Below are 20,821 nucleotides of genomic sequence, written 5' to 3' on the forward strand. Positions count from 1 at the left end.
TTGGATCCGGCCCCCATGCTGTGTTAAAAGTGTCTCTTTTGAATCAGGGAGGTGATTCTAGTGTTTGAGATAGCGAGCCTGAAAGAGGGCATGATGCACGGGGTCGAGCTGTTCCAGCTGCTGCTGGAGATCATCTCCATCGCCTGCGTGGTGATAGGGCTTGGCAAGACCCTCTGGCTGGCGGCGCGGGTGCGGGATCACGAGCCCGGCTTTCCGCGCATTCGCCTCTGCTTCGGCAGCTGGCTCATCCTGGCGCTGGAGTTCCAGCTCGCCGCCGATATCCTGGCCACCACGGTCGCGCCGAGCAAGGAGGAGCTGATCCGCCTCGCCATCATCGCGGTGATCCGCACCTTCCTGAACTACTTCCTCGGCAAGGAGCTGGACGCCCAGGCCGAACGCCAGCAGGCCCCTAGCGCCGAACAGCCCGAGGCGACCCGATAAGGGCCACGCTGGCGGGCATGTGAGTACGCCGCCATCCCGACCGCCCCTGGTTCGGGATGGCGGCTTTGTGACCCTGCCCGCAGTTTTGGCAATCGGCTAACAATGGAACCCTTTTCAAGGCCCACCTCACCCTGTCGACCCTGGCGCCCTCTGCGTAACATGGCAGGATCACTTCACCACCGGCCACGCGGATGCATCCTCACCCCACCCTCACTCTCGATCAGTGCGTTATCTACCAGATCTACCCCATGAGCTTTCAGGACAGCGACGGCGATGGCCTGGGGGACATCAAGGGCATCCGCCAGCGTCTCGACTACCTGGCGACCCTCGGGGTCGACCTGCTCTGGCTCACCCCCGTCTACCGCTCCCCCAGACGGGACAACGGCTACGACGTGGCGGACTACCGCGCCATAGATCCCGCCTTCGGCACCCTGGCCGAGATGGACCTGCTGATAGCAGAGGCGGCCGCCCACGGCATGGGCATCATGATGGACATAGTCGCCAACCACACCTCCACCGAACATGCGTGGTTCAGGCAGGCGCTGGCCGGGGATCCCCGCTACCAGGCCTATTACGTCTTTCGGGACCAGGCCTTCGTCGATGCCCACCCGCTGGACTCCATCTTCGGCGGCAGCGCCTGGGAATTCGTGCCGACGCTTGGCAGCTACTACCTGCACAACTTCGATGCAAGTCAGGCCGATCTCGACTGGGACAACCCGGCGGTGCGGGCCGAGATGGCGGAGGTGATCAACTTCTGGCTGGCCAGGGGCATCAAGGGGTTTCGCTTCGATGTGATCGACATGGTGAGCAAGGAGTGGTCACGGCTTGCCATGAGCAACGGCCCCCGCCTGCACGACTATATCCGCGAGCTCAATGGCGCCAGCTTCGGCGGCAAGGGGATCATCACTGTCGGTGAGACCTGGGGGGCAGATCTGGCCCAGATGCGGCACTATTCGAACCCGGATGACAGCGAGTTCAGCATGGTGTTCAACTTCGAGCACCTGGGGCTGGGGCGCGATAAATGGACCTCCCGCTTTGACCCCCTCACCTTCAAAGGCGCCATGGCCCGCCACCAAAGCGGACTGCACGGTCAAGGCTGGAACAGCCTGTTTCTGGGTAACCACGACCTGCCCCGCGCCGTCTCCCGCTTCGGCGACGACAGCCCCGAATGGCGCGAGCTGAGTGCCAAGCAGTGGGCCCTGGTGCTGCACATGATGCAGGGCACTCCCTTCATCTATCAGGGGGAGGAGCTTGGCATGACCAACCGCCGCTGGCAGCCAGAGGAGCTGCGCGATGTGGAGGCCATCAACTACAGCGCCAGCCAGCCGGGACTGGACCCCGCCGAGCTCGCCTGCCGCCTCGATGCCATCGGCCGCGACAACGCCCGCACGCCCATGCAGTGGGACTCGGGCCCCCGGGCCGGTTTCAGCACGGCAGAGCCCTGGATCGCGCTCAATGACAACTATATGGAGATCAACGCCGCCGAGCAGCTGGCCCGCCCCGACTCCCTGTTTCATTGCTATCGCCAGCTCATCGCCCTGCGCAAGGCCCACCCCGTCATTCGCCATGGCGACTTCGAACTGCTGGATGAGAACGATCCCCTGCGCATCAGCTACCGCCGCCGCTGGCGGGATCCGGCCACCGGCCAGACGCAGACTCTGCTGCTGCTCGCCAATCTCACCGCAGCCCCCTTGCCCATGCCCCATTTCGACAAGCTAGCCAGCGACGCCAGCTTGCTGATGGGCAACTACCCCGACCAGCCAGAGCCCTGCTTTGCCCCCTACCAGACGGCGGTCTGGCTTCTTGTGGAGCCCGCCCTGGCGCTCGCGCCAGACACGCATAGAACCGACCGGAGCAGGCCAGTTCAGGGGCGAGCGGGTTGACTGTCCCCCGGAATCTGCGTATTTTGCGTCCAGATTTCATGTTGGACTGCTCTGCAATGTTGTACATCCTGTTCAAATGCTCTGTCAGGAGGCTGTGCTCCGTGCACTAACACGATGAAGTGTTGCCCGGAGCCACATCTCTTCTGAATCTTCATCAGATAGCGCTTGCGCCCTCCATAGAGGGAGGCGACCCCGCATCTGATGAGAACAGGAGAAAGGCCGGCGAGATGCTTCATCGCCGGCCTTTTTGTTTCTGATCTTCAGGACAAAGTTTCAATATTGCTTGAAACGGGGGCCGGTACGCCAAGTACCGCCCCCGTTTTTTTATGGATAAAGCACCATGAGTCTGCTCAACATTCACCATCTGACCTGCCACCTCGGTGACAAGACACTGTACCAGGACGCCAGCTTCACCCTGCTTCCCCGCGAACATATCTGCATCACCGGCAGGAACGGTGTCGGCAAAAGCACCCTGCTCAAGCTGCTCCAGGGGGAGCGCCAGCCTGATGCCGGGGATATCCTCTGGCAGCCCGGTCTTGACCGGGGTTACCTCGACCAGCATGCCGAGCTGGACGGGCAACTGACGATACGGACATATCTGCAAACGGCCTTTGCCCCCCTCTATCGGGCCGAGGCGGAGATGATGGCCATCTATGCCAGCCCGGCGCGCTGTGTCCAGCCCCATCAGCTGGCCCTGGCCGCCAGTCTCCAGACCACCTTGGAGAGCCAGTCGTTCTACCAGATAGAGAGCCGGATCGACGAGGTGGCCGCCGGCCTTGGCCTCACCCAGCTTGGCATGCAGACCCGGCTGGCCAATCTGAGCGGCGGCCAGCGCCACAAGGTGATGCTGGCTGGCTTGCTGCTGCGCTCGCCGGATCTGCTGCTGCTCGATGAGCCGACCAACTATCTGGACAGTGCCCACGTGGCCTGGCTGGCAAGCTACCTGGACGGCTTCACGGGCGCCTTCCTGGTGGTCTCCCACGACAGGGATTTCGTGAACCGCATCGCCACCGGCATCTGCGATATCGATCGCCTGCAGCTTCGCAAATACCAGGGCAACCTCGACAAGGCCATGGCTCAAAAGGTCGCGAATGATGCCGCTCACGCCCGGCAATACCAGGCGCAGCAGAGGCAGATCGACAAGCTGGAGCTGTTCATCGCCAAGAACGGCGCCGGGGTCAACGCCAGCATAGCCAACGGCCGCAAGAAGCAGCTGGCGCGCATCGAGCGCCTGGCCAACCCGGAGCGGGACAAGGGGGTCTCCCTCGCGTTTCGCAGCGCCGGGGGCGACGGCCAGCAGGTACTCGCCGCCTCTGAACTGGTCATCGGCCATGATAGCGCGCTGCTGGCGCCCCTGACCCTGACCCTGAGCCGGGGGGAGAAGGTGGTGATCGCCGGTTTCAACGGCGTCGGCAAGTCCACCCTGCTCAAGACACTGGCGGGCGAGCTGGCCCCCCTGCGCGGTCGGCTCAGCCTCTCCCCCGGGGTCAAGGCAGGCTACTTCGAACAGGCGCTGCACTGGCCCCATCCGGATGCCAGCCCACTGGCCCTGGTGAAAGCCGCCTGCCCCGCCCTCGATGACAAGGGCGCCAGGCTGCATCTGGCCCGGATCGGCATCAGGGGCAAACTGGCACTGCAACCGATCGCCGCCCTGAGTGGCGGGGAGCAGACCAGGGTGAAACTGTGCCGACTGGCCCTGCAACCCAGCAACCTGCTGATCCTGGACGAACCGACCACCCACCTGGATGCCGCCGTCAAGGCGGCCCTGCAACAGGCCTTGCAGGACTATGCCGGGACTGTGGTGGTGGTCTGCCACGAGCAGTCCTTCGTGGCCGGCTGGCCGGATCGGGTGCTGGACATTCACTCCCTCGCGGCCACAGGTATCACATGCGTAAGGTGAACATCATGCTATTGAAAGTATTGCTCTTTTTTATTGCGTTTCTGGTGGGTGCCGATGAGCTGATGCTGGGCCCCCTGCTGACCCCCATAGGTCGGGAGCTGGGGGTCCAGCCCGAGCGGATCACGCTGTTTATCACCGCCTACAGCGTGGCGCTGGCGCTGATCGCCCCCCTGCTCGGCAGCCTCTCGGATCGGCTCGGCAGGGTGAGGATCATGCTGCCCGCCGCCCTGCTGTTCGGTGCCGCCTCCATAGCCACCGGCCTGGTCGACAGCTTCGAGTGGGGGTTGGCAAGCCGGGTGCTCACCGGTCTCGCCAGTGCCGGCATGCTGCCCATCGCCTTTGCCCTGGCGGCAGACGGCACGGGGAAAGATGCCATGAAGCGCATTGCCTGGGTGCAGTCCGGCCTGACGCTGGGCATGATAGCGAGCCCGGCGCTGGGGGCGCTGCTCGCTCAGTGGCTCTCCTGGCGCGCCGCCTTTATCCTGCTCGGCCTCTGTGCCTGGGGGGTGGCGGCGGCCCTGGCCCTGCTGCCCGCCGGCAGGCCTTCGGCAGACAGATCGGCGGCGCAGCAGGAGGAGAAGGGTGTTCGCCTGCTGGCCATCCCGGGTACGGTCGGCGCCCTGCTGGCCATGTGCCTGGGCCTGGGCGGCGGCATTGGCCTCTTCAACCTGGTCGGCCAGCACCTGCGCGACACCCAGGGCCTGTCGATGGGCTCTGTGGGGCTCCTCTATGGGGCCCTCGGCATCATCAGCGTCATCGGCAACCTGCTGATGCCCCGCTTGTCTGGCCGGGTCGAGAGCGGGCGCGTCCTGATGCGCCTGGCCCTGGTGGTCTGCGTGCCGGCCAGCATCGGCTTCTATCTCTCTCCCGCCTCACTGCCTGTCCTGCTGCTGCCGCTAGGGCTGTGGGCGCTGGCGGGCGGCATAGGATCCCCCGCCCTGCAGGGCCACATTGCCGGGCTCTCGTCGGCCCACAGGGGCATGCTGATGTCGCTGGCGATGACCATGATGCACCTCGGGGTGGCGCTCTGGTCCGCCGTCGCCGGGTTTGCCTACAGTGCGGGACCTGTGGCCCTGGCGCTGCTGGCCATGGCGCTCTTTGGCGGGGCTATCGCCGCCCTGCGCCCCGTCAGCCTCCGGATCTGATGGGCAGATCCCCACGCTCACACGCAACAAGGGCTCCCGAGGGAGCCCTTTTTTGTATCAAGGGAGCGGATCAGGCCGGGATGCTGGCCAGCTCGTGGCGCTTCAATGCCAGCAGCGTGATGAGGAAGGCGGCGCTCGCGATCAGTGCCATGCCCACATAGGTGGCGCTGAAACCCGGGGCCAGCTCGGCGGGGCTCAGGCTGGCCAGGTTGTGGCTGGTCCCGGCCGGCAGGGCCCCGTGGAACAACACGGCGCAGATGGCCACCCCGACCGCGCCCCCCAGCTCGCGGCCGAAGTTGAACAGCGACATGCCGATGCCGCGATCTTCCCGCGGCAGGGCGTTTTGCACCACCACTGAGAGCGCCGGCAGCACCAGTCCGAGCCCCAGACCGGCGAAGCCCAGCCCCAGATTGGCAAAGAGATCGAAGTGAATTTGCCACAGGGCCAGCGCCGCCAGGGCGAAGCCCGCCACCACGAAGCGCTTGTAGTGACCGGTGCGACCTATGAGCTTGCCGCCGACGAAGGCCCCCGCCGTGATGCAGACCATGAAGATCACCATGTAGAGGCCGCTCTCGCTGGCCCCCATCCCCTTCTGCCACTGCATCTGAAGCGGCAGGTAGACCAGCACGGCGAACATCAGCAGTTGCGAGGCCAGCGCCAGCAGCACACTCACCAGATAACCGGGCAAGCGGGCCAGATGGGCCGGCAGAATAGGGTCATGGGCCCGCCGCTCCACCAGGATCAGCAGCAGCAGGGCAATCGCCAGCCCCGCCGCCAGCCAGATGGCAGGCAGGGCTGTCTCGGGCGAGAGCAGCAGCAAGCTCAGCGTGGTGACGGTAATGAGCAGCCCCGCCCCCTTCCAGTCGAAGCGACTGTGGCGGCGCACATTGAGGTGGCCCAGGTTGCGGTTCACCAGCCAGAGCGCGAGCGCCCCGAGGGGCAGGTTGATCCAGAAGATCCAGCGCCAGCTCAACTGCTCGGTGAAGTAGCCCCCTAGCAGGGGCCCGGCGATGCTGGAGACCGCATAGACGGCCGAGATGTAGCCCTGATACTTGCCCACCTCCCGCGGGGGAATGCAGTCGGCGATGACGGTGAAGGCCAGCGCGATCAGCCCCCCGCCCCCCAGTCCTTGCAGCACGCGGGCCGCCAGCAAGGTGGGCAGGTCCTGGGCCAGGGCGCAGGCCACGGATCCCGCCAGAAACAGGCCTATGCCGATGTTGAGCATCCGTACCCGGCCGAACAGATCGCTCAGCTTGCCGTAGATGGGCAGGGCGGCGGTGGCTGCCAGCAGGTAGGCAGTGACCACCCAGGTGAGGGCGGCGCCGGCGTTCAGCTCGGCGCCTATGATGGGCAAGGGGGTGGTGACTATGCTCTTTTCCAGTGAGCCCAGGGCGATCACCAGGGCCACGCTTGAGAAGACGGTTTTTGGGGACATAAAGAGGCTCGCTACTGTGAGATGCCGGCACCCGAGGCGCAGAGCGCATTATTGTCTCATAAATCAGCAGCCCATGGTCAAACCCGCTGCCTGCCCCCACCATGACGGCTGTCGCGGCATAGGGGGAGCGGATCTGGTAGTGTGCTCTTTTAGCCGAGGAGGAAGCACCCCATGTCCGAGCAGTTCCAGTTTGAGCAATACGACGCCCTGATCTTCGATATGGACGGCACCCTGGTGGACTCCATGCCCCTGCACCTGGATGCCTGGGAGATCACCAGCGCCGAATTCGGCCTGCCGTTCGATCGGGTGCGGCTCAATGAGTACGGCGGCATTCCCACCCGCAAGATAGTGGCCATGCTGGCCGAGCAGCACGGGCTGGAGATCGATGTGGAGGCCTTCGCCCGCCGCAAGATAGCCCTCTATCTGGAGCGGATCGACAGCGTCAGCGTCTTCCCCGCCATGTGGGAGCTGGTCAAGCGCTGCCACGGCAAGGTGCCCATGGGCATAGGCACGGGCTCAACCCGGGATCATGCGACGCACATACTGAGAAATACCGGCCTCGATGCCTTCATCCCCGTGCTGGTAAGCGCCGACGATGTGACCAACCACAAGCCCCATCCCGACACCTTCCTCAAAGTGGCCGAGCTGCTCGGCGCCAACCCGGCCAACTGCCTGGTGTTCGAAGACACCCCCATCGGCATAGAGGCAGGCAAGGCTGGCGGCATGGCGACTGTGCTCGCCACCGAGGGGACGCTGCAGCGGGTGTGATGCCAGGCCAAGGCGCTGGGCCTACTACGCTTCACCCTGCTCCCTTAAAAAGCAAAACGCCCCATCTGGGGCGTTTTGGCGGGCGGGGCAATCACATGGCGTTGGTGGATTCGAAGATCTTGTCCGCCGACGCCTCGACGAAGCCCGGGTAGAGCACACCGTCTGGCTGCGGGTAGCGCCGGGCGAACTCGTAAAAGCAGCTCGGTATGGCGCGCACGCCGTCGCTGAAAGGCACCTCGGCCTTGTCGGCCATGGTGGAGGATTGCTCCAGCATCACCTGCGGGTCCCCTTTCACCTCGCCGCCGACGGTATTGAGCACAAAGCCCGCCGCCTTGAGCGCGGCATTGACCTGCTCTATGGTCTCAAAATCGGCAAGGCGGTTGATGTTGACGGTGAAGTGGTTGGCACGATAGCCCCAGGCCGCCATCCAGGCCGCATACTCGCTCTCCGCCAGCAGGGTCTGGTAATCGCTCCAGGAGACCTGCCAGGGGGCGCCAGTGTAGAGGAAGGCCGGGGTGTCGGTCAGGTGATCGGGCACCTGATCCACCAGCTTGTGGATGATGGCCTGGGCGCCTTCCGAGAGCTCTTCCACCTTCAGCTCGCTGATGAACACCTTGGGGGCGTCCGGATCGGCATGCTCGAAGTGCTTGGCATAGAGCTTCTTGGCCTTGAACACATACTCGCCCTTCTCCTCATACCCCAGGGCACGGAAGTGAGCCGCCAGTTTCTCGAGACCGAGCTTGGGCAGGTTGTAGGTCCGAAACGCCACGTGATCGTTGATGATGGGGGCGCCGCCCCCCAGCAGTTGATGAACCTTGTGGGCACTGGGGGTGACCTGAATGTAGTTGTCCCACAGATGGCCAAACAGGGTCTCGATATCCTTTTGCATCTCTCTTTCCTTTGATTGCGGGTACAGACAAGGGCACCTCTGAGTGCCCCTCTTTATTTTCTTGTTATCAGAAGGTCAGGCCAGGCGACAGCTGATCCGGCATGCTCGCCTTGCTGTCTTCGACCGAGGCGACCGGAGATATGACACAGTAGTCGTCGGCCTTGAGCCATCTCTTCTGCATCGATATCTCCATGAACGATTAAAACGTCAAACCCGGAGACAGCTGATCCGGCATGGCGGCCTTGCTGTCTTCCACGGAGGCGACCGGGTAGGCACAGTAGTCGGCGGCGTAGTAGGCGCTGGCCCTGTGGTTGCCGGAGGCACCTATACCGCCGAAGGGCGCGGCGCTGGAGGCACCCGTGATGGGCTTGTTCCAGTTGACTATGCCGGCGCGGATGCGCTTGAAGAAGTGCTGCCAGTCCGCTTCGCTGTCGCCGAGCAGGCCGGCCGAGAGGCCGAAGCTGGTGGCATTGCCCTGATCGATGGCGGCATCGAAGTCGTCGTAACGGATCAGTTGCAGCAGCGGGCCGAAGTACTCTTCGTCCGGCAATGCCGCCACGGCAGTCACGTCTATGATGCCGGGGGAGACGAAGCCGGTGCCGGCTTCCAGGTGCTTGAGGCTGAGCAGGCTCTCGCCACCCAGCCCTTGCAGGTTGGCTTGCGCCTCGACCATGCCCAGCGCCGCCTTCTCGCTTATCATGGCGCCCATAAAGGGTTGCTCGGCGGCGTCATAGAGGCCGACCCTGATCTGGCCGACCACCTCCACCAGGCGTTTCACCAGGGCATCCCCCTTAGTGCCGCTCTCCACGAACAGGCGGCGGGAGCAGGTGCAGCGCTGACCGGAGGTGATAAAGGCGGATTGCACTATCGCGTGCACCGCGCCATCGATGTCGCTCACATCTTTCACGATCAGCGGGTTGTTGCCACCCATTTCGAGGGCCAGGATCTTGCCGGGCTGACCGGCAAACTGCTGGTGCAGGAAGTGCCCGGTGCGCGACGATCCGGTGAAGAAGAGGCCGTCGATGTCCGGATTGCCGGCCAGCGCCTTGCCGGTCTCCACTTCGCCTTGAACCAGGTTGAGCACGCCCTTGGGCAGCCCCGCCTCCTGCCAGATCTTCAACATGGCCTCGGCCACCATGGGGGTCAGCTCTGAAGGCTTGAACACCACTGCGTTACCCGCGATAAGCGCAGGCACTATGTGACCGTTGGGCAGATGGCCCGGGAAGTTGTAGGGGCCGAACACGGCGACCACGCCGTGGGGCTTGTGGCGCACGAACGCCTTGGCGCCCGGCATGGGGTTCTCGACCGTGCCGGTGCGCTCGTCATGGGCGCGAATGGAGATGGCGATCTTACCCTGCATGGCCGCCACTTCGGTGCGGGTCTCCCACAGCGGCTTGCCGGTTTCCCGGGCTATGATCAGGGCCAGCGCCTCCTTGTGCTCGCCGAGCAGATCGGCATAGCGGCGCACTATGGCCAGACGATCCTCGAGGGCCAGGTCGGACCAATGGTAGAAGGCCGCGCGGGCCGCCTTGACGGCGGCATCCACCTGAGCTGCGCTTGCCGCTTCCCCCTGCCAGATCACTTCGTTCCTGGCCGGATCTTTTGATTCGAACGGCTTGCCTTCACCGGCCAGCCACTGGCCATCGATAAACTGGACTAAAGACATCATCAATTCACTCCCTGTGGTGCACAGGCCGCCTCGGCAGCCTGCTTCAATGCGGTGATATGGACCCGTTATTCCAGATCGACGACCCGAACCATGTCGCCACTCTCCACCTTGAGGGCGGCCGCCATCTTGGGCGGAATAATGGCTTCGTGCTTGTCCAGATCGACCCGGATGTTGCCGTAGCAGGCGCGGTATTGCTCGAACCTGGCGTTGCAGACGAGGTAGGTGTGACCGCCGATGGGCTCACCCACCAGCACCGCCAGCTTCTGGCTGCGGCGCACGCTGCGGATGTGCTTCACGTCGCACTCGACTGTGGGGCCGGCATCGAAGATGTCGACGTAACCGCGGTTCACGAAACCCTCGTCCTGCAGCATCTTGATGGCCGGGCGGGTCTTCTCGTGGGTCTGGCCGATGACGGCGCGCGCCTCGTTGCTCAGCAGATTGACGTAAATCGGGTACTTGGGCATCAGCTCGGCGATGAAGCGCTTCTTGCCGATGCCGGTGAGGTAGTCGACGGTGGGAAAGTCCATCGAGAAGAAATGCTTTTGCAGCCACTCGTAGAAGGGGCTGTGACCGTTCTCATCGGAGACGCCGCGCATCTCGGCGAAGACGGTCTTGTCAAACAGCTCGGGGTGCTCGGCCATGAACAGGAAGCGGTGCTTGGAGAGCAGACGGCCATTGAGCCCCTCGCGGGCACATTCGCGCAGAAACAGGGTGCAGAGCTCGGAGTTGCCTGTGTAGTCGTTGGAGAGCGTGAGCGTCTCGACCACGTTGTAGATGCCGAGCTTGGGGGAAGAGTGCACCACCTTGCCGATGTGGTAGTTGTAAAACGGCTGGGACAGGCCGACGGCCGCATCGATGGCGCAGGTACCGACCATCTCGCCGGTCTCCAGGTCTTCGGCCACGAAGAAGTAGAGGCAATCGCCTTTGCCGGCGGGCTTGTCCAGGAAGGTCTGGGTCGAGGCATCGATCTTGCGTTGCAGCAGTTCATCGTTGACCGGCAACGAGGTCATGCCGGTGCCGGATTCGATGGCACAGGTCTTGAGGCCGGCGAAGTCGCGCTGCTCGATAGGACGGATAACCAACATAAATGACAACTCCCTTTCATTGACGACAGGTGGGGTCCCGGCTCCTGCCGGGAGGGCTCCCCACCTCAACTTGGATCAGGCGTTAACCACCTGAGCGACCGCTTTTTCGAACCGTGCCAACCCTTCCTTGATGTCCGCCTCCGGAATAACCAGTGACGGTGCGAAGCGCACCACGTTGGTGCCTGCCACCAGTGCCATCAGCCCCTGATCGATGGAGGCCAGCAGGAAGTCGCGGGAGCGGCCCTTGAAGTCATCGTTCAGCACGGCGCCCAGCAGCAGGCCCTGGCCACGCACTTCGCTGAAGCAGTGGTACTTGGCGTTGATGGCGGCGAGACCGTCGCGGAACAGCTGCTCGCGCTGCTTGATACCGCTCAGCACTTGTGGGGTGTTGACCACGTCCAGCACGGCTTCGGCCACGGCGCACGCCAGCGGGTTGCCGCCGTAGGTGGAGCCGTGAGTGCCCACTTTCAGGTGGGAAGCGATCTCGGTGGTGGTCAGCATGGCGCCGATGGGGAAGCCGCCGCCGAGCGCCTTGGCGCTGGTGAGGATGTCCGGCGTGACGCCAAGGCCCATGTAGGCGAACAGCTCGCCGGTACGACCGACCCCGGATTGCACCTCGTCATAGACCAGCAGGGCATTGTGCTTGTCGCACAGCTCACGCACGCCCTTGGCAAACTCGTCGGTGGGGCTGATGATGCCACCCTCACCTTGCAGCGGCTCCATCACCACGGCGCAGGTATTGTCGGAGATGACGGAGGCCAGCTCGGCCAGATCGTTGTAGGTCACGTGGGTGATGTCGGCGGGCTTGGGACCGAAACCATCGGAGTAGGCCGCCTGGCCGCCGACGCTCACGGTGAAGAAGGTGCGGCCGTGGAAGCCCTGGTGGAAGGCGATGATCTGGGTCTTGTGGGCACCGAACTTGTCGATGGCGTAACGACGGGCCAGCTTGAGGGCGGCTTCGTTCGCTTCGGCGCCGGAGTTGCAGAAATAGACCTTATCGGCAAAGGTGGCGGCGACCAGCTTCTTGGCCAGGCGCAGGGCCGGCTCGTTGGTCATCACGTTGGAGAGGTGCCACAGCTTCTCGCCCTGGGTTTTCAGGGCTTCGACCAGCTTGGGATGGCAATGGCCCAGACCATTGACCGCGATCCCGCCCGCGAAGTCGACATACTCGCGGCCTTCCTGATCCCAGACACGTGATCCCTCACCGCGCACCGGAATGATCTTGGCCGGCGCATAGTTGGGAACCATCACTTCATCAAACACTTCACGTGTCACTGCCAACAACTCTGACATATTGCTCTCCTGCTATATCGCGGCAGAATAATCCACCGCCCAAAAGTTAAATCCGTGTAAACGTGGCGGAATTATCACAGAAAAAAAGTAAAAAGTCTGTAACTTAACCGCCAATGAGGAACAATGTTCGATTGCCTGTGAGATTTTAGGCAACCGCATTGCATAACGGCTCAGGGGGTGTTGGCAAGAGATAATTTGGGCAGGAAGCAGGGTGAATAAAGTGTCAGGGAAAATTTTTTTGGCCTCATTTCGATTATGAGACGAGGATCACGATTTTTTCAGGAAACGGCCAAAAAGTTGGCCAGCAACTGGTGCCCCTGCTCGCTCAAGATGCTTTCCGGGTGGAACTGAACCCCCTCCAGTGCCAGTGTTTTATGCCGCAGCCCCATGATCTCATCCATGGAGCCATCGGCGTGCTCGCTCCAGGCGGTGATCTCGAAGCAATCGGGCAGGGTTTCACGCTCCACGATGAGCGAATGGTAGCGGGTGACCCGCAGCGGATCCTTGAGCCCCTTGAACACCCCCTCCCCCCGATGGCGGATAAGGGAGGTCTTGCCGTGCATCACCTGACGGGCACGGACCACACGGGCACCGAACGCCTGGGCCAGGGACTGGTGACCGAGACAGACGCCGAGGATGGGGATCTCGCCGGCAAAACGGGAGATGGCAGCCAGGGAGATGCCCGCTTCATTGGGCGTGCAGGGACCGGGGGAGATCACCAGATGGCGGGGGGCAAGCCTGACTATCTCGTCCAGGCTCAGCTCGTCGTTGCGCCTGACCTGCACCTCCTGACCCAGGGCGCCAAAATATTGCACCAGGTTCCAGGTAAAGGAGTCGTAGTTGTCGATGAGTAGCAGCATGAGAAAGCCCTGGGAATAGAACAGAGACGGTGATCGGACTGCCCATGCCGGCCGTCCACGGACAAACGCCGCGCATTCTGGCATGTCTGCCCCCGTTAATAAACCGCTGAGGGGCTATGCGCGGGTATGGATGGCAGCCTCATTTCTGCAAGACCAACTCTCTGCCAGCTCGATGGCATTGCCCCATGCAACTCATGCCCTTTAGCAGGGAAGCAGACGAGCGCAGGCAGAAGACGCCGGATAGTCCACGACTGGGCAGGGGAACAGGGGAAAAAGACGGAGCAAGGCGTAAGGGCCGAAAGCGGGGTGTGAAATGGCGGCCCATCGGCAGATGGGCAGAGCCCGGGAGCGCTTCAGCGATCCAGATAACGCCCCTGCTCCAGCTCGCGCTCGCGCTGGCATTCGGCCAGATAGATGGCGGCGGCAATGGCCGGGGTCTTGTGGTGCTTGTCGATGGCATTGGAGACCATCAGCTGCAGGGTGTTGAGGTTCTTGGCCTTGCGAAACTTGCGCAGCCAGTGGCCCTTGTCACTCAGTTCTTCAATCACTGTATTTGATTCGACAGACATGCTTTCTCTTGGGGCAAGCGCCCGCGTTTGACATTGGAAGAGGAGATGACGAACCAGGGGTCGGGTAAAACAAAGAAAGCCAGGCAAATACCCAGCTCTCTACAACTACACCTTCCCAGTATGTCAGGCTCGAGGAACGAAGCCGACGACATCATATACGCTGATCAGGGTTTTTTCAGCCCTTTCCCGCGCCTTTTGTGCGCCAGCCGCCAAAATGGCCTGCAGATGAGTCTCATCCTGACGCAACTCGCGGAAGCGGGCCTGGATGGGCTCCAGCAGGGCGACCACGGCATCGGCCGTCTCGCTCTTGAGGTGGCCGTACATCTTGCCCTCGAAGTGCTGCTCGAGCTCCGGAATGGAGCGACCTGTCACACCGGACATCAGGGTCAGCAGGTTGGAGACCCCCGGCTTGTTCTCGGGATCGAAGCGCACCACCGCCGGCTCGTCGGAGTCGGTCATCGCCCGCTTGATCTTCTTGACGATCTGCTTGGGATCTTCCAGCAGGCCGATGAAGTTCGCCTCGTTGTCGTCGGACTTGGACATCTTCTTGGTGGGATCCTGCAGGCTCATCACCCGGGCACCGTCGGTCGGGATGAAGGGCTCAGGCAGGGTGAAGACCTCACCGTAGAGGTTGTTGAACCGGGTGCAGATGTCGCGGGTCAGCTCCAGATGCTGCTTCTGGTCGTTGCCGACCGGCACCTGGTTGGCCTGATAGAGCAGGATGTCCGCCGCCATCAGCACCGGATAGCCGAACAGGCCGACGTTGACGTTGTTCTCGAAACGGGCGGACTTGTCCTTGAACTGGGTCATGCGCGACAGTTCGCCCATCTGGGTATAGCAGTTCAGGATCCAGCCGAGCTCGGCGTGCTGGGGCACGTGGGACTGGATGAAGACGGTGCTCTTGGCCGGATCTATGCCGACCGCCAGATAGAGGGCGGCGGCATCCAGGCAGGCCTTGCGCAGGGCGGCAGGCTCCTGGCGGGTGGTGATGGCGTGCAGATCGACGATGCAGTAGAGGCAGTCGAAGTCATCCTGCATGTTGACCCACTGACGCAAGGCGCCCATGTAGTTGCCTATGGTCAGCTGGCCCGAGGGTTGGGCCCCGCTCAATACGATTGGTTTAGCCATGAATGTGTTGATCCTTGTTATTCAGCCAAGAGGGCATCGAGCTCTGCAAACTGCTCGCATACCCAGTCAGGGCGGGAATCTGCGATGGGGCGGCCATAGTTGTAGCCGTAGGTGAGCCCCACCACCTTCATGCCGGCAGCCTGGGCGGCCAGCACATCATTTTCGGAGTCTCCCACCATAAGGGTGCGGGACGGGCTGACCCCCAGCTCCTGGCAGGCGTGCAGCAACGGATCCGGGCTCGGCTTCTTGACGGGCACGCAGTTGCCCCCCAGCCAGAGCGCGAAGCAGTCGCCGATGCCGAGGGCATCCAGAATGGGCTGCACGAAGTGACTCGGCTTGTTGGTCACCACGGCTTGGCGGTAACCGAGCGCCTGCAGGCGGCGCAGGCTCTGCTCCACCCCGTCATACATGGCCAACCCTTGCAGCAGGCAGGCCTGATAGTGCTGGTCAAACAGGGGGCGGGCCTTGGCAAACAGTTCGGGCGCCTCGCGATAGTCCAGCGCGCGCTGGATCAGCTTGTCGGCGCCGTTGCCGACCCAGGTGCGCACCACGGCCTCGTCGGCCTCGGGCAGCCCCAGATCGGTCAGGGTGCGGTTGACCGCCAGCGCCAGCTGGGAGGCGCTGTCAATCAGGGTGCCATCCAGATCGAACAGCACCAGATCGAAGGGACGTTCAACGGACATGAGCCAGCTCCGCCCGCATCTGATCGATCACCGCCTTGTAATCCGGCTTGCCGAAGATGGCGGAGCCCGCCACGAACATGTCAGCCCCGGCGGCGGCGATCTCGCGGATGTTCTCCACCTTGACGCCACCGTCGATCTCGAGGCGAATGTCACGGCCGCTCTCGTCGATCAGGCGACGCACCTGACGCAGCTTGTCGAGGGTGCCAGGGATGAAGCTCTGACCACCAAAGCCCGGGTTGACCGACATCAGCAGGATCACGTCCAGCTTGTCCATCACGTACTCGAGGCAGGTGAGCGGCGTGGCCGGGTTCAGCACCAGACCGGCCTGGCACCCCTGCTCCTTGATGAGACCCAGGGTACGGTCCACGTGATCGGAGGCTTCCGGGTGGAAGGTGATCAGGTTGGCACCCGCCTTGGCGAAATCGGGCACTATGCGATCCACCGGCTTGACCATCAGGTGCACATCGATGGGGGCCTCGATGCCGTAGTCACGCAGGGCCTGACAGACCATGGGGCCTATGGTCAGGTTGGGGACATAGTGGTTGTCCATCACGTCGAAGTGCACCACGTCGGCCCCGGCGGCCAGCACCTTGGCCACATCCTCGCCCAGGCGGGCAAAGTCGGCGGAGAGGATAGAGGGGGCAATCAGAAAGTCTTTCATCAGCGTCATCCATTGGCAGCGTGGCAGAAAAAGCGGCGCAATTTTATCGCAAATGGGCGATGAAAACGACCCGCACGTACAGGGAATGCGGACCGCAGTTGCAGAAGACGCGGGCCGCGAGTCTCGCCGCAAAGGCGGGATGAAAACAACCCGCACCTCCAGAAGACGCGGGCTTTGCACTTGCCCCACCAGACAGGTGACTGCCCGGGCAGAAACGACAACGGTCCCCGCAGGGACCGTTCATGACTCAACCGACAGAGACCAGCTCGGCCTCGCCGGGGTAATGGCCCTGCTCGGGGGCTATGCCAGGCGGGTAGAGCGCCAGCAGCTCGGCCACCTTGTTGCGGCTGCCACCGTTGCGACTGATGGTGCGCTTGACCAGGATCTCGTCCAGCCGGGCCCCGCGATAGAGTTCCCGGGTCAGCTCGATGTCGTGATTGCTGATGAGCACGGGCACCCCCTTGTGGGCGGCAGTATGGCGCGCCAACCTGGCCAGCAGGGCCTGATCATCCAGGGTGAAGCCACCGGCCGAATAGCTGGTGAAGCTCGCCGTGGTGGAGAGCGGCGCATAGGGGGGATCGCAGTAGATCACCCAGTCTTCCTCCGCCCTGGCCATGGCATCGGCATAACTCTCGCAGATGAAGGTGGCCTTCTGGGCCTTCTCGGCGAAGGCCCACAGCTCTTTCTCCGGAAAATAGGGCTTCTTGTACGAACCGAACGGCACGTTGAAGCCGCCCTTCTTGTTGTAGCGGCACAGGCCGTTGAACCCGTGGCGATTCAGAAACAGGAACAGCTGAGCCCGTTCGAACCCGGCTTCGGTCTGGTTGAACTGGGTGCGCAGCCGATAATAGGCGGTCTTGTGGTTGTGCTCGGCCACAAACAGCTTGCGCGCCTCGTGGATGAAGTTGTCCGGCTGCCGCTTGAGGTGGTTGTAGAGACCGATCAGATCCGGATTGATGTCGTTGAGCACATAGGCATCGTAATCCGTGTTGAGAAACACCGAGCCCGCTCCGACGAAGGGCTCCAGCAACACACGCCCGGCCGGCAAGCGCTCGGCAATCTCTTCGACCAGGGAGTATTTTCCCCCGGCCCATTTTAAAAACGCGCGTGTTTTTTTCATGGAAGTCCGGTGTTAAGAAGGCAATGCCCAAAAAAGGGGGACGATTCTACCCCCTTCCCCGGGCGACTGGCTATTGCTTCAATTCTTTTTGTATCTGGGCAAACGACTTGGGCCAGGGCTGTCCCTTGAGCAAGGCGGGGGAGAGCTTGCGGATCGCCGCCTTGGCCTGGGTGCTGTTGGCATAGTCGCCCTGCACCACCACGTACCAGGGGCTGCCACGGAAGCGGGTCTTGTAGACCCAGACCTTGCCCGCCAGCCCATGCTCGGCCACGAAGCTGTCGACCGCCTGGGTGTTGCTCGCCCCCATCAGCTGGATGCTGTAATGGTTCCTCGCCTTCTTGTTGAGGGTCGCCACCGGCGTCAGGGCCACCTTGGGCGCCGGTGCCGCGGCGGGCGCAGTCGCGGCAGGAGTGGGCGTCGCCTTGGCAACAGGCGCCGTGCTCTGTGTCTGTGCCGCCGCCCCGGTCGGGGCCGCACGGGAACTCCCGCCGACCAGCTCGTCCACCACAGCCGTCGGCAGGGCACCGCTGACGTTGGGCTGTGTCATCAGTTTCTCAACCACTTCATCGGAGATGACGACCCGGCGCCCCTCGTAATTGCTCGACTCGGTGGTGACCGTCTCGCTCTCGACCTTCTTGGGCAAGGTCTTGGCATCGGGTTGCCAATCCCGGGCAACCTGGTTGCTTGAAGAGCTGGCATCGGCGCCACTGCTCGCCTGGCTCCCCTGAGCCCCGCTCGCCGCACCGACATTCAGCGGATCGGTGGCGACGGGGTCGGGCAATGCCATCCCCTGGGACGAGGTCTGGGGTTGCTCCTTGCCTGCCTCCTCGAACAGAGGGAGATAGCTCAGGGCCAGCAAACCGGCGGCCGCCAGGGCCAGCACGGTCGCAATCTTCTTGACGGGCAACTCGGCCTGACGTTTCTTGGGCCTTCTGTCGGTCATGACATCCTCCAATGACTGCATGATGGCGGACGGGTGTCCCCCCGCCCCCTTCAGGATCTCTTCCACTTTCGGCTTGGGCAAGAGGGCCGCCGGGATCTTCAGCTCCTTGGCCTTCTCATACAGGAAGATGCGTTGCTCAGGCGCCCTCAGTGGCGCGACTTCCAGCTCGAGTGCGGGCATGGCCCGCCCCTTGAGGGCACTCTTCTGATCGCGACACCAGACGTCACTGCCCGAGAGCAGGATGGCCAGTTTATGGGGAGAGGCCAGGGTATCGTTATGGCGACAGAGCGCCCACAGCTCCCCCACCAGTTCGGCGGGCAGGGTGTCGGCGCGCTCGATCATGAGCAGCAGGGTGGAAGGCTTGCCCTCCAGCATGCGGAAGAAGCTGTCGGCCAGCGCATCCTGCGCATTGAACAGGGGGCGCGCCACCACCTGCTGAAGCAGCAACTGGCGCACGTCCGCCATCTTCATGGCCGGGCTGCCGATGAGGCTCACCACCCGAACAGTGTCAGGCAGTTGGGCAAGCAGGGATTCACACAGGGTGCCACGGCCGCTGCCGGGCTTGCCTGAGAGAAAAATATAAGGGTGATTGAACTCAATCAGGTGCAGCAGCCGGTCAACCAGCTGCCGCTGGGAAGGCAATTTCAGCAATTTGTTATTGGTCACGACCAGACTCGATCACCGCCATCAGCTGCGCATCCGTCACATCGGCCACCACCTGAGCCTGCCCGATCCCGGCTGGCAACACCAGCCGCAGCTTGCCTTCCAGCACCTTCTTGTCACGGCGCATATGGCGAATGAAGGCGGCAAAGTCCATCTCGGGCGGCGCCAGCACCGGCAGGTACGCCGCCAGCAGCAGGTCGCGGACTCTTGCAACCTCTTGCGCCGTCATGTCGCCACGGGCCAGGGCCGTTTCGGCCGCCAGCATCATGCCTGCCGCCACCGCTTCCCCATGGAGCCAGTTGCCATAGCCCTTCTCGGCCTCGATGGCATGGCCGAAGGTGTGACCCAGGTTCAGCAGGGCGCGCACGCCATGCTCGGTCTCGTCCTGACCGACCACGTCGGCCTTGATTTCACAGCAACGGCGAATGGCGTAAGAAAGGGCTTCGGCGTCAAGGCGTTGCAGCCGCGCCATGTTGACTTCGAGCCAGGAGAAGAAGGCCGCATCCCAGATGATGCCGTACTTGATCACCTCGGCCATGCCGGCGGCAAATTCCCGCGCAGGCAGGGTCTTGAGGCAGTCGGTGTCGATGATCACATGCTTGGGCTGATAGAAGGCACCCACCATGTTTTTGCCAAGAGGGTGGTTGACGGCGGTCTTGCCGCCGACGGAGGAGTCAACCTGGGAAAGCAGTGTGGTAGGCACCTGAATGAACGGAATGCCTCGTTGATAGCTTGCCGCAGCAAAGCCGACAACGTCGCCTATCACGCCGCCCCCCAGGGCGATGAGGGTGGTGTCACGCCCATGGCTGGTTTCCAGCAGAGCAGACATGATCCGCTCGAAGGTAGCCAGGGTCTTGTAGGCCTCGCCATCCGGCAGTATCAGGTGTTCAACCTGAAAACCGGGAAGCAACTGAATGATCTGCTCAAGATACAAGGGGGCGACGACTGTGTTGGTCACTATCATGACCCGCTTGCCCTTGATCGTCTGCGCCAGCACCTCGGGGCGTTGCAACAGACCAGCAGCTATCTCAATCGGGTAGCTGCGCTCACCCAGTTCGACCTTCAACCTTTCCATGGACGTCCTCTATTGATTACATACCAATCAACTTAACGATTTGATTAGCTACAACTTTTGCACTTTGATCATCCGTCTGGATGACAAAGTCTGCGACTTCTTCATACAGGGCGTTGCGCTCGAGGGCCAGACGCTCCAGCACTTCGCGGGGCGGCTCTTCGGTTTGCAACAAGGGGCGACGCTTGTCTCTCTGGGTACGCGCCAGTTGCTTTTCAATGGTGGTTTCGAGGTAGACCACGATGCCGCGCGCAGAGAGTTTGTTGCGGGTTTCACGGCTCTTGATGGCGCCGCCGCCCGTTGCCAGCACGATACCCTGCTGCTCGGCGAGTTCACCGATCACCTTCTCTTCGCGGATCCGGAAACCCTCTTCGCCTTCAACATCGAACACCCAGCCGATATCGGCACCACTGCGGCGCTCAATCTCATGATCTGAGTCGAAAAACTCCATGTGCAGTTGTTCTGCCAGATGTCTACCTATGGTGCTCTTGCCCGCACCCATGGGACCTATCAGGAAAATATTGCGTTTCTCAGCCATGTCTTTTCGTTAGTAATTACAAACTGTATGGCCCCGGTAACTACTCGACCGGGGTACCTATGAACCTTATCTTGCG

The 20,821-nt window shown here is 62.7% G+C and carries 19 protein-coding genes; 5 read left to right on the forward strand and 14 right to left on the reverse strand.

The genetic code is table 11. From position 1 onward, the window contains the following. Nucleotides 1–60 precede the first annotated feature (60 nt). From Aeroheme_RS15180 to Aeroheme_RS15195, 4 genes are all read left to right on the forward strand, one after another. A complete protein-coding gene (locus tag Aeroheme_RS15180) occupies nucleotides 61–441 on the forward strand; it encodes a DUF1622 domain-containing protein (protein WP_106887531.1) in 381 nt (126 codons plus the stop codon). Nucleotides 442–632: 191 nt separating this feature from the next. Continuing rightward, nucleotides 633–2,324 (forward strand): alpha-glucosidase, encoded by a 1,692-nt coding sequence (locus tag Aeroheme_RS15185; RefSeq protein ID WP_411166136.1) that lies wholly within the window; start codon nucleotides 633–635, stop codon nucleotides 2,322–2,324. 340 nt (nucleotides 2,325–2,664) lie between these two features. Next, on the forward strand, nucleotides 2,665–4,224 hold the full coding sequence (locus Aeroheme_RS15190) for an ABC-F family ATP-binding cassette domain-containing protein (RefSeq protein WP_411166137.1): 1,560 nt from the start codon (nucleotides 2,665–2,667) through the stop codon (nucleotides 4,222–4,224). Between the two features lie 5 nt (nucleotides 4,225–4,229). Continuing rightward, nucleotides 4,230–5,369, forward strand: coding sequence for an MFS transporter (locus tag Aeroheme_RS15195; RefSeq protein ID WP_411166138.1), 1,140 nt, complete (start codon nucleotides 4,230–4,232; stop codon nucleotides 5,367–5,369). Nucleotides 5,370–5,439: 70 nt separating this feature from the next. Here the strand turns inward: Aeroheme_RS15195 and Aeroheme_RS15200 are convergent, their stop codons facing one another. Beyond that, on the reverse strand, nucleotides 5,440–6,804 hold the full coding sequence (locus Aeroheme_RS15200; protein WP_411166139.1) for an MDR family MFS transporter: 1,365 nt from the start codon (nucleotides 6,802–6,804) through the stop codon (nucleotides 5,440–5,442). A gap of 171 nt (nucleotides 6,805–6,975) precedes the next feature. On the opposite strand from Aeroheme_RS15200, the gene Aeroheme_RS15205 reads away from it, so the two are divergent. Beyond that, nucleotides 6,976–7,572, forward strand: coding sequence for an HAD family hydrolase (locus Aeroheme_RS15205; protein ID WP_168234573.1), 597 nt, complete (start codon nucleotides 6,976–6,978; stop codon nucleotides 7,570–7,572). Between the two features lie 91 nt (nucleotides 7,573–7,663). Here the strand turns inward: Aeroheme_RS15205 and Aeroheme_RS15210 are convergent, their stop codons facing one another. From Aeroheme_RS15210 to aroK, 13 genes are all read right to left on the reverse strand, one after another. Continuing rightward, nucleotides 7,664–8,461, reverse strand: a complete 798-nt coding sequence (locus Aeroheme_RS15210; protein WP_234677980.1) for a DUF1338 domain-containing protein — start codon at nucleotides 8,459–8,461, stop codon at nucleotides 7,664–7,666. A gap of 199 nt (nucleotides 8,462–8,660) precedes the next feature. Then, nucleotides 8,661–10,130 (reverse strand): succinylglutamate-semialdehyde dehydrogenase, encoded by a 1,470-nt coding sequence (gene astD / locus Aeroheme_RS15215; RefSeq protein ID WP_411166140.1) that lies wholly within the window; start codon nucleotides 10,128–10,130, stop codon nucleotides 8,661–8,663. A gap of 65 nt (nucleotides 10,131–10,195) precedes the next feature. Then, a complete protein-coding gene (gene astA, locus Aeroheme_RS15220) occupies nucleotides 10,196–11,215 on the reverse strand; it encodes an arginine N-succinyltransferase (protein WP_025326162.1) in 1,020 nt (339 codons plus the stop codon). Nucleotides 11,216–11,290: 75 nt separating this feature from the next. After that, nucleotides 11,291–12,508: an aspartate aminotransferase family protein gene (locus Aeroheme_RS15225; RefSeq protein ID WP_163136287.1), complete on the reverse strand. Its 1,218-nt coding sequence runs from the start codon at nucleotides 12,506–12,508 to the stop codon at nucleotides 11,291–11,293. 278 nt (nucleotides 12,509–12,786) lie between these two features. Next, the gene (locus Aeroheme_RS15230; RefSeq protein ID WP_393937056.1) at nucleotides 12,787–13,368 is read right to left on the reverse strand and encodes an aminodeoxychorismate synthase component II; all 582 of its coding nucleotides are present in this window, start codon (nucleotides 13,366–13,368) and stop codon (nucleotides 12,787–12,789) included. Nucleotides 13,369–13,721: 353 nt separating this feature from the next. Continuing rightward, entirely contained in the window at nucleotides 13,722–13,937 is a 216-nt protein-coding gene (locus Aeroheme_RS15235) for a hypothetical protein (protein ID WP_106887541.1), read from the reverse strand. A 123-nt stretch (nucleotides 13,938–14,060) separates the two neighbouring features. Continuing rightward, on the reverse strand, nucleotides 14,061–15,065 hold the full coding sequence (gene trpS / locus Aeroheme_RS15240) for a tryptophan--tRNA ligase (protein WP_025326158.1): 1,005 nt from the start codon (nucleotides 15,063–15,065) through the stop codon (nucleotides 14,061–14,063). Nucleotides 15,066–15,082: 17 nt separating this feature from the next. After that, complete coding sequence (locus tag Aeroheme_RS15245; RefSeq protein WP_163136293.1) at nucleotides 15,083–15,748, reverse strand: phosphoglycolate phosphatase; 666 nt, start codon at nucleotides 15,746–15,748, stop codon at nucleotides 15,083–15,085. Next, nucleotides 15,738–16,409, reverse strand: a complete 672-nt coding sequence (gene rpe / locus Aeroheme_RS15250) for a ribulose-phosphate 3-epimerase (RefSeq protein ID WP_041205203.1) — start codon at nucleotides 16,407–16,409, stop codon at nucleotides 15,738–15,740. The genes Aeroheme_RS15245 and rpe overlap by 11 nt, the downstream gene beginning before the upstream one ends. A 247-nt stretch (nucleotides 16,410–16,656) precedes the next feature. Next, complete coding sequence (locus Aeroheme_RS15255) at nucleotides 16,657–17,529, reverse strand: Dam family site-specific DNA-(adenine-N6)-methyltransferase (protein WP_139745818.1); 873 nt, start codon at nucleotides 17,527–17,529, stop codon at nucleotides 16,657–16,659. Nucleotides 17,530–17,599: 70 nt separating this feature from the next. After that, nucleotides 17,600–19,138, reverse strand: coding sequence for an SPOR domain-containing protein (locus tag Aeroheme_RS15260; RefSeq protein ID WP_411166141.1), 1,539 nt, complete (start codon nucleotides 19,136–19,138; stop codon nucleotides 17,600–17,602). After that, nucleotides 19,128–20,210: a 3-dehydroquinate synthase gene (aroB, locus tag Aeroheme_RS15265; protein ID WP_106887546.1), complete on the reverse strand. Its 1,083-nt coding sequence runs from the start codon at nucleotides 20,208–20,210 to the stop codon at nucleotides 19,128–19,130. The genes Aeroheme_RS15260 and aroB overlap by 11 nt, the downstream gene beginning before the upstream one ends. Nucleotides 20,211–20,226: 16 nt before the next feature. After that, nucleotides 20,227–20,745, reverse strand: a complete 519-nt coding sequence (aroK, locus tag Aeroheme_RS15270) for a shikimate kinase AroK (RefSeq protein ID WP_005329951.1) — start codon at nucleotides 20,743–20,745, stop codon at nucleotides 20,227–20,229. Nucleotides 20,746–20,821: the final 76 nt, after the last annotated feature.

Source organism: Aeromonas sp. DSM 116730 (assembly GCF_046581335.1).
GTDB lineage: Bacteria > Pseudomonadota > Gammaproteobacteria > Enterobacterales > Aeromonadaceae > Aeromonas > Aeromonas rivipollensis.

Excerpts from the sequence above, each read along its gene's own strand:
- Aeroheme_RS15185 (WP_411166136.1), top strand. The coding sequence starts at position 633 with ATGCATCCTCACCCCACCCTCACTCTCGATCAGTGCGTTATCTACCAG.
- Aeroheme_RS15190 (WP_411166137.1), top strand. The coding sequence starts at position 2,665 with ATGAGTCTGCTCAACATTCACCATCTGACCTGCCACCTCGGTGACAAG.
- Aeroheme_RS15195 (WP_411166138.1), top strand. The coding sequence starts at position 4,230 with ATGCTATTGAAAGTATTGCTCTTTTTTATTGCGTTTCTGGTGGGTGCC.
- Aeroheme_RS15200 (WP_411166139.1), bottom strand. The coding sequence starts at position 6,804 with ATGTCCCCAAAAACCGTCTTCTCAAGCGTGGCCCTGGTGATCGCCCTG.
- Aeroheme_RS15205 (WP_168234573.1), top strand. The coding sequence starts at position 6,976 with ATGTCCGAGCAGTTCCAGTTTGAGCAATACGACGCCCTGATCTTCGAT.
- Aeroheme_RS15210 (WP_234677980.1), bottom strand. The coding sequence starts at position 8,461 with ATGCAAAAGGATATCGAGACCCTGTTTGGCCATCTGTGGGACAACTAC.
- astD (WP_411166140.1), bottom strand. The coding sequence starts at position 10,130 with ATGATGTCTTTAGTCCAGTTTATCGATGGCCAGTGGCTGGCCGGTGAA.
- astA (WP_025326162.1), bottom strand. The coding sequence starts at position 11,215 with ATGTTGGTTATCCGTCCTATCGAGCAGCGCGACTTCGCCGGCCTCAAG.
- Aeroheme_RS15225 (WP_163136287.1), bottom strand. The coding sequence starts at position 12,508 with ATGTCAGAGTTGTTGGCAGTGACACGTGAAGTGTTTGATGAAGTGATG.
- Aeroheme_RS15230 (WP_393937056.1), bottom strand. The coding sequence starts at position 13,368 with ATGCTGCTACTCATCGACAACTACGACTCCTTTACCTGGAACCTGGTG.
- Aeroheme_RS15235 (WP_106887541.1), bottom strand. The coding sequence starts at position 13,937 with ATGTCTGTCGAATCAAATACAGTGATTGAAGAACTGAGTGACAAGGGC.
- trpS (WP_025326158.1), bottom strand. The coding sequence starts at position 15,065 with ATGGCTAAACCAATCGTATTGAGCGGGGCCCAACCCTCGGGCCAGCTG.
- Aeroheme_RS15245 (WP_163136293.1), bottom strand. The coding sequence starts at position 15,748 with ATGTCCGTTGAACGTCCCTTCGATCTGGTGCTGTTCGATCTGGATGGC.
- rpe (WP_041205203.1), bottom strand. The coding sequence starts at position 16,409 with ATGAAAGACTTTCTGATTGCCCCCTCTATCCTCTCCGCCGACTTTGCC.
- Aeroheme_RS15255 (WP_139745818.1), bottom strand. The coding sequence starts at position 17,529 with ATGAAAAAAACACGCGCGTTTTTAAAATGGGCCGGGGGAAAATACTCC.
- aroB (WP_106887546.1), bottom strand. The coding sequence starts at position 20,210 with ATGGAAAGGTTGAAGGTCGAACTGGGTGAGCGCAGCTACCCGATTGAG.
- aroK (WP_005329951.1), bottom strand. The coding sequence starts at position 20,745 with ATGGCTGAGAAACGCAATATTTTCCTGATAGGTCCCATGGGTGCGGGC.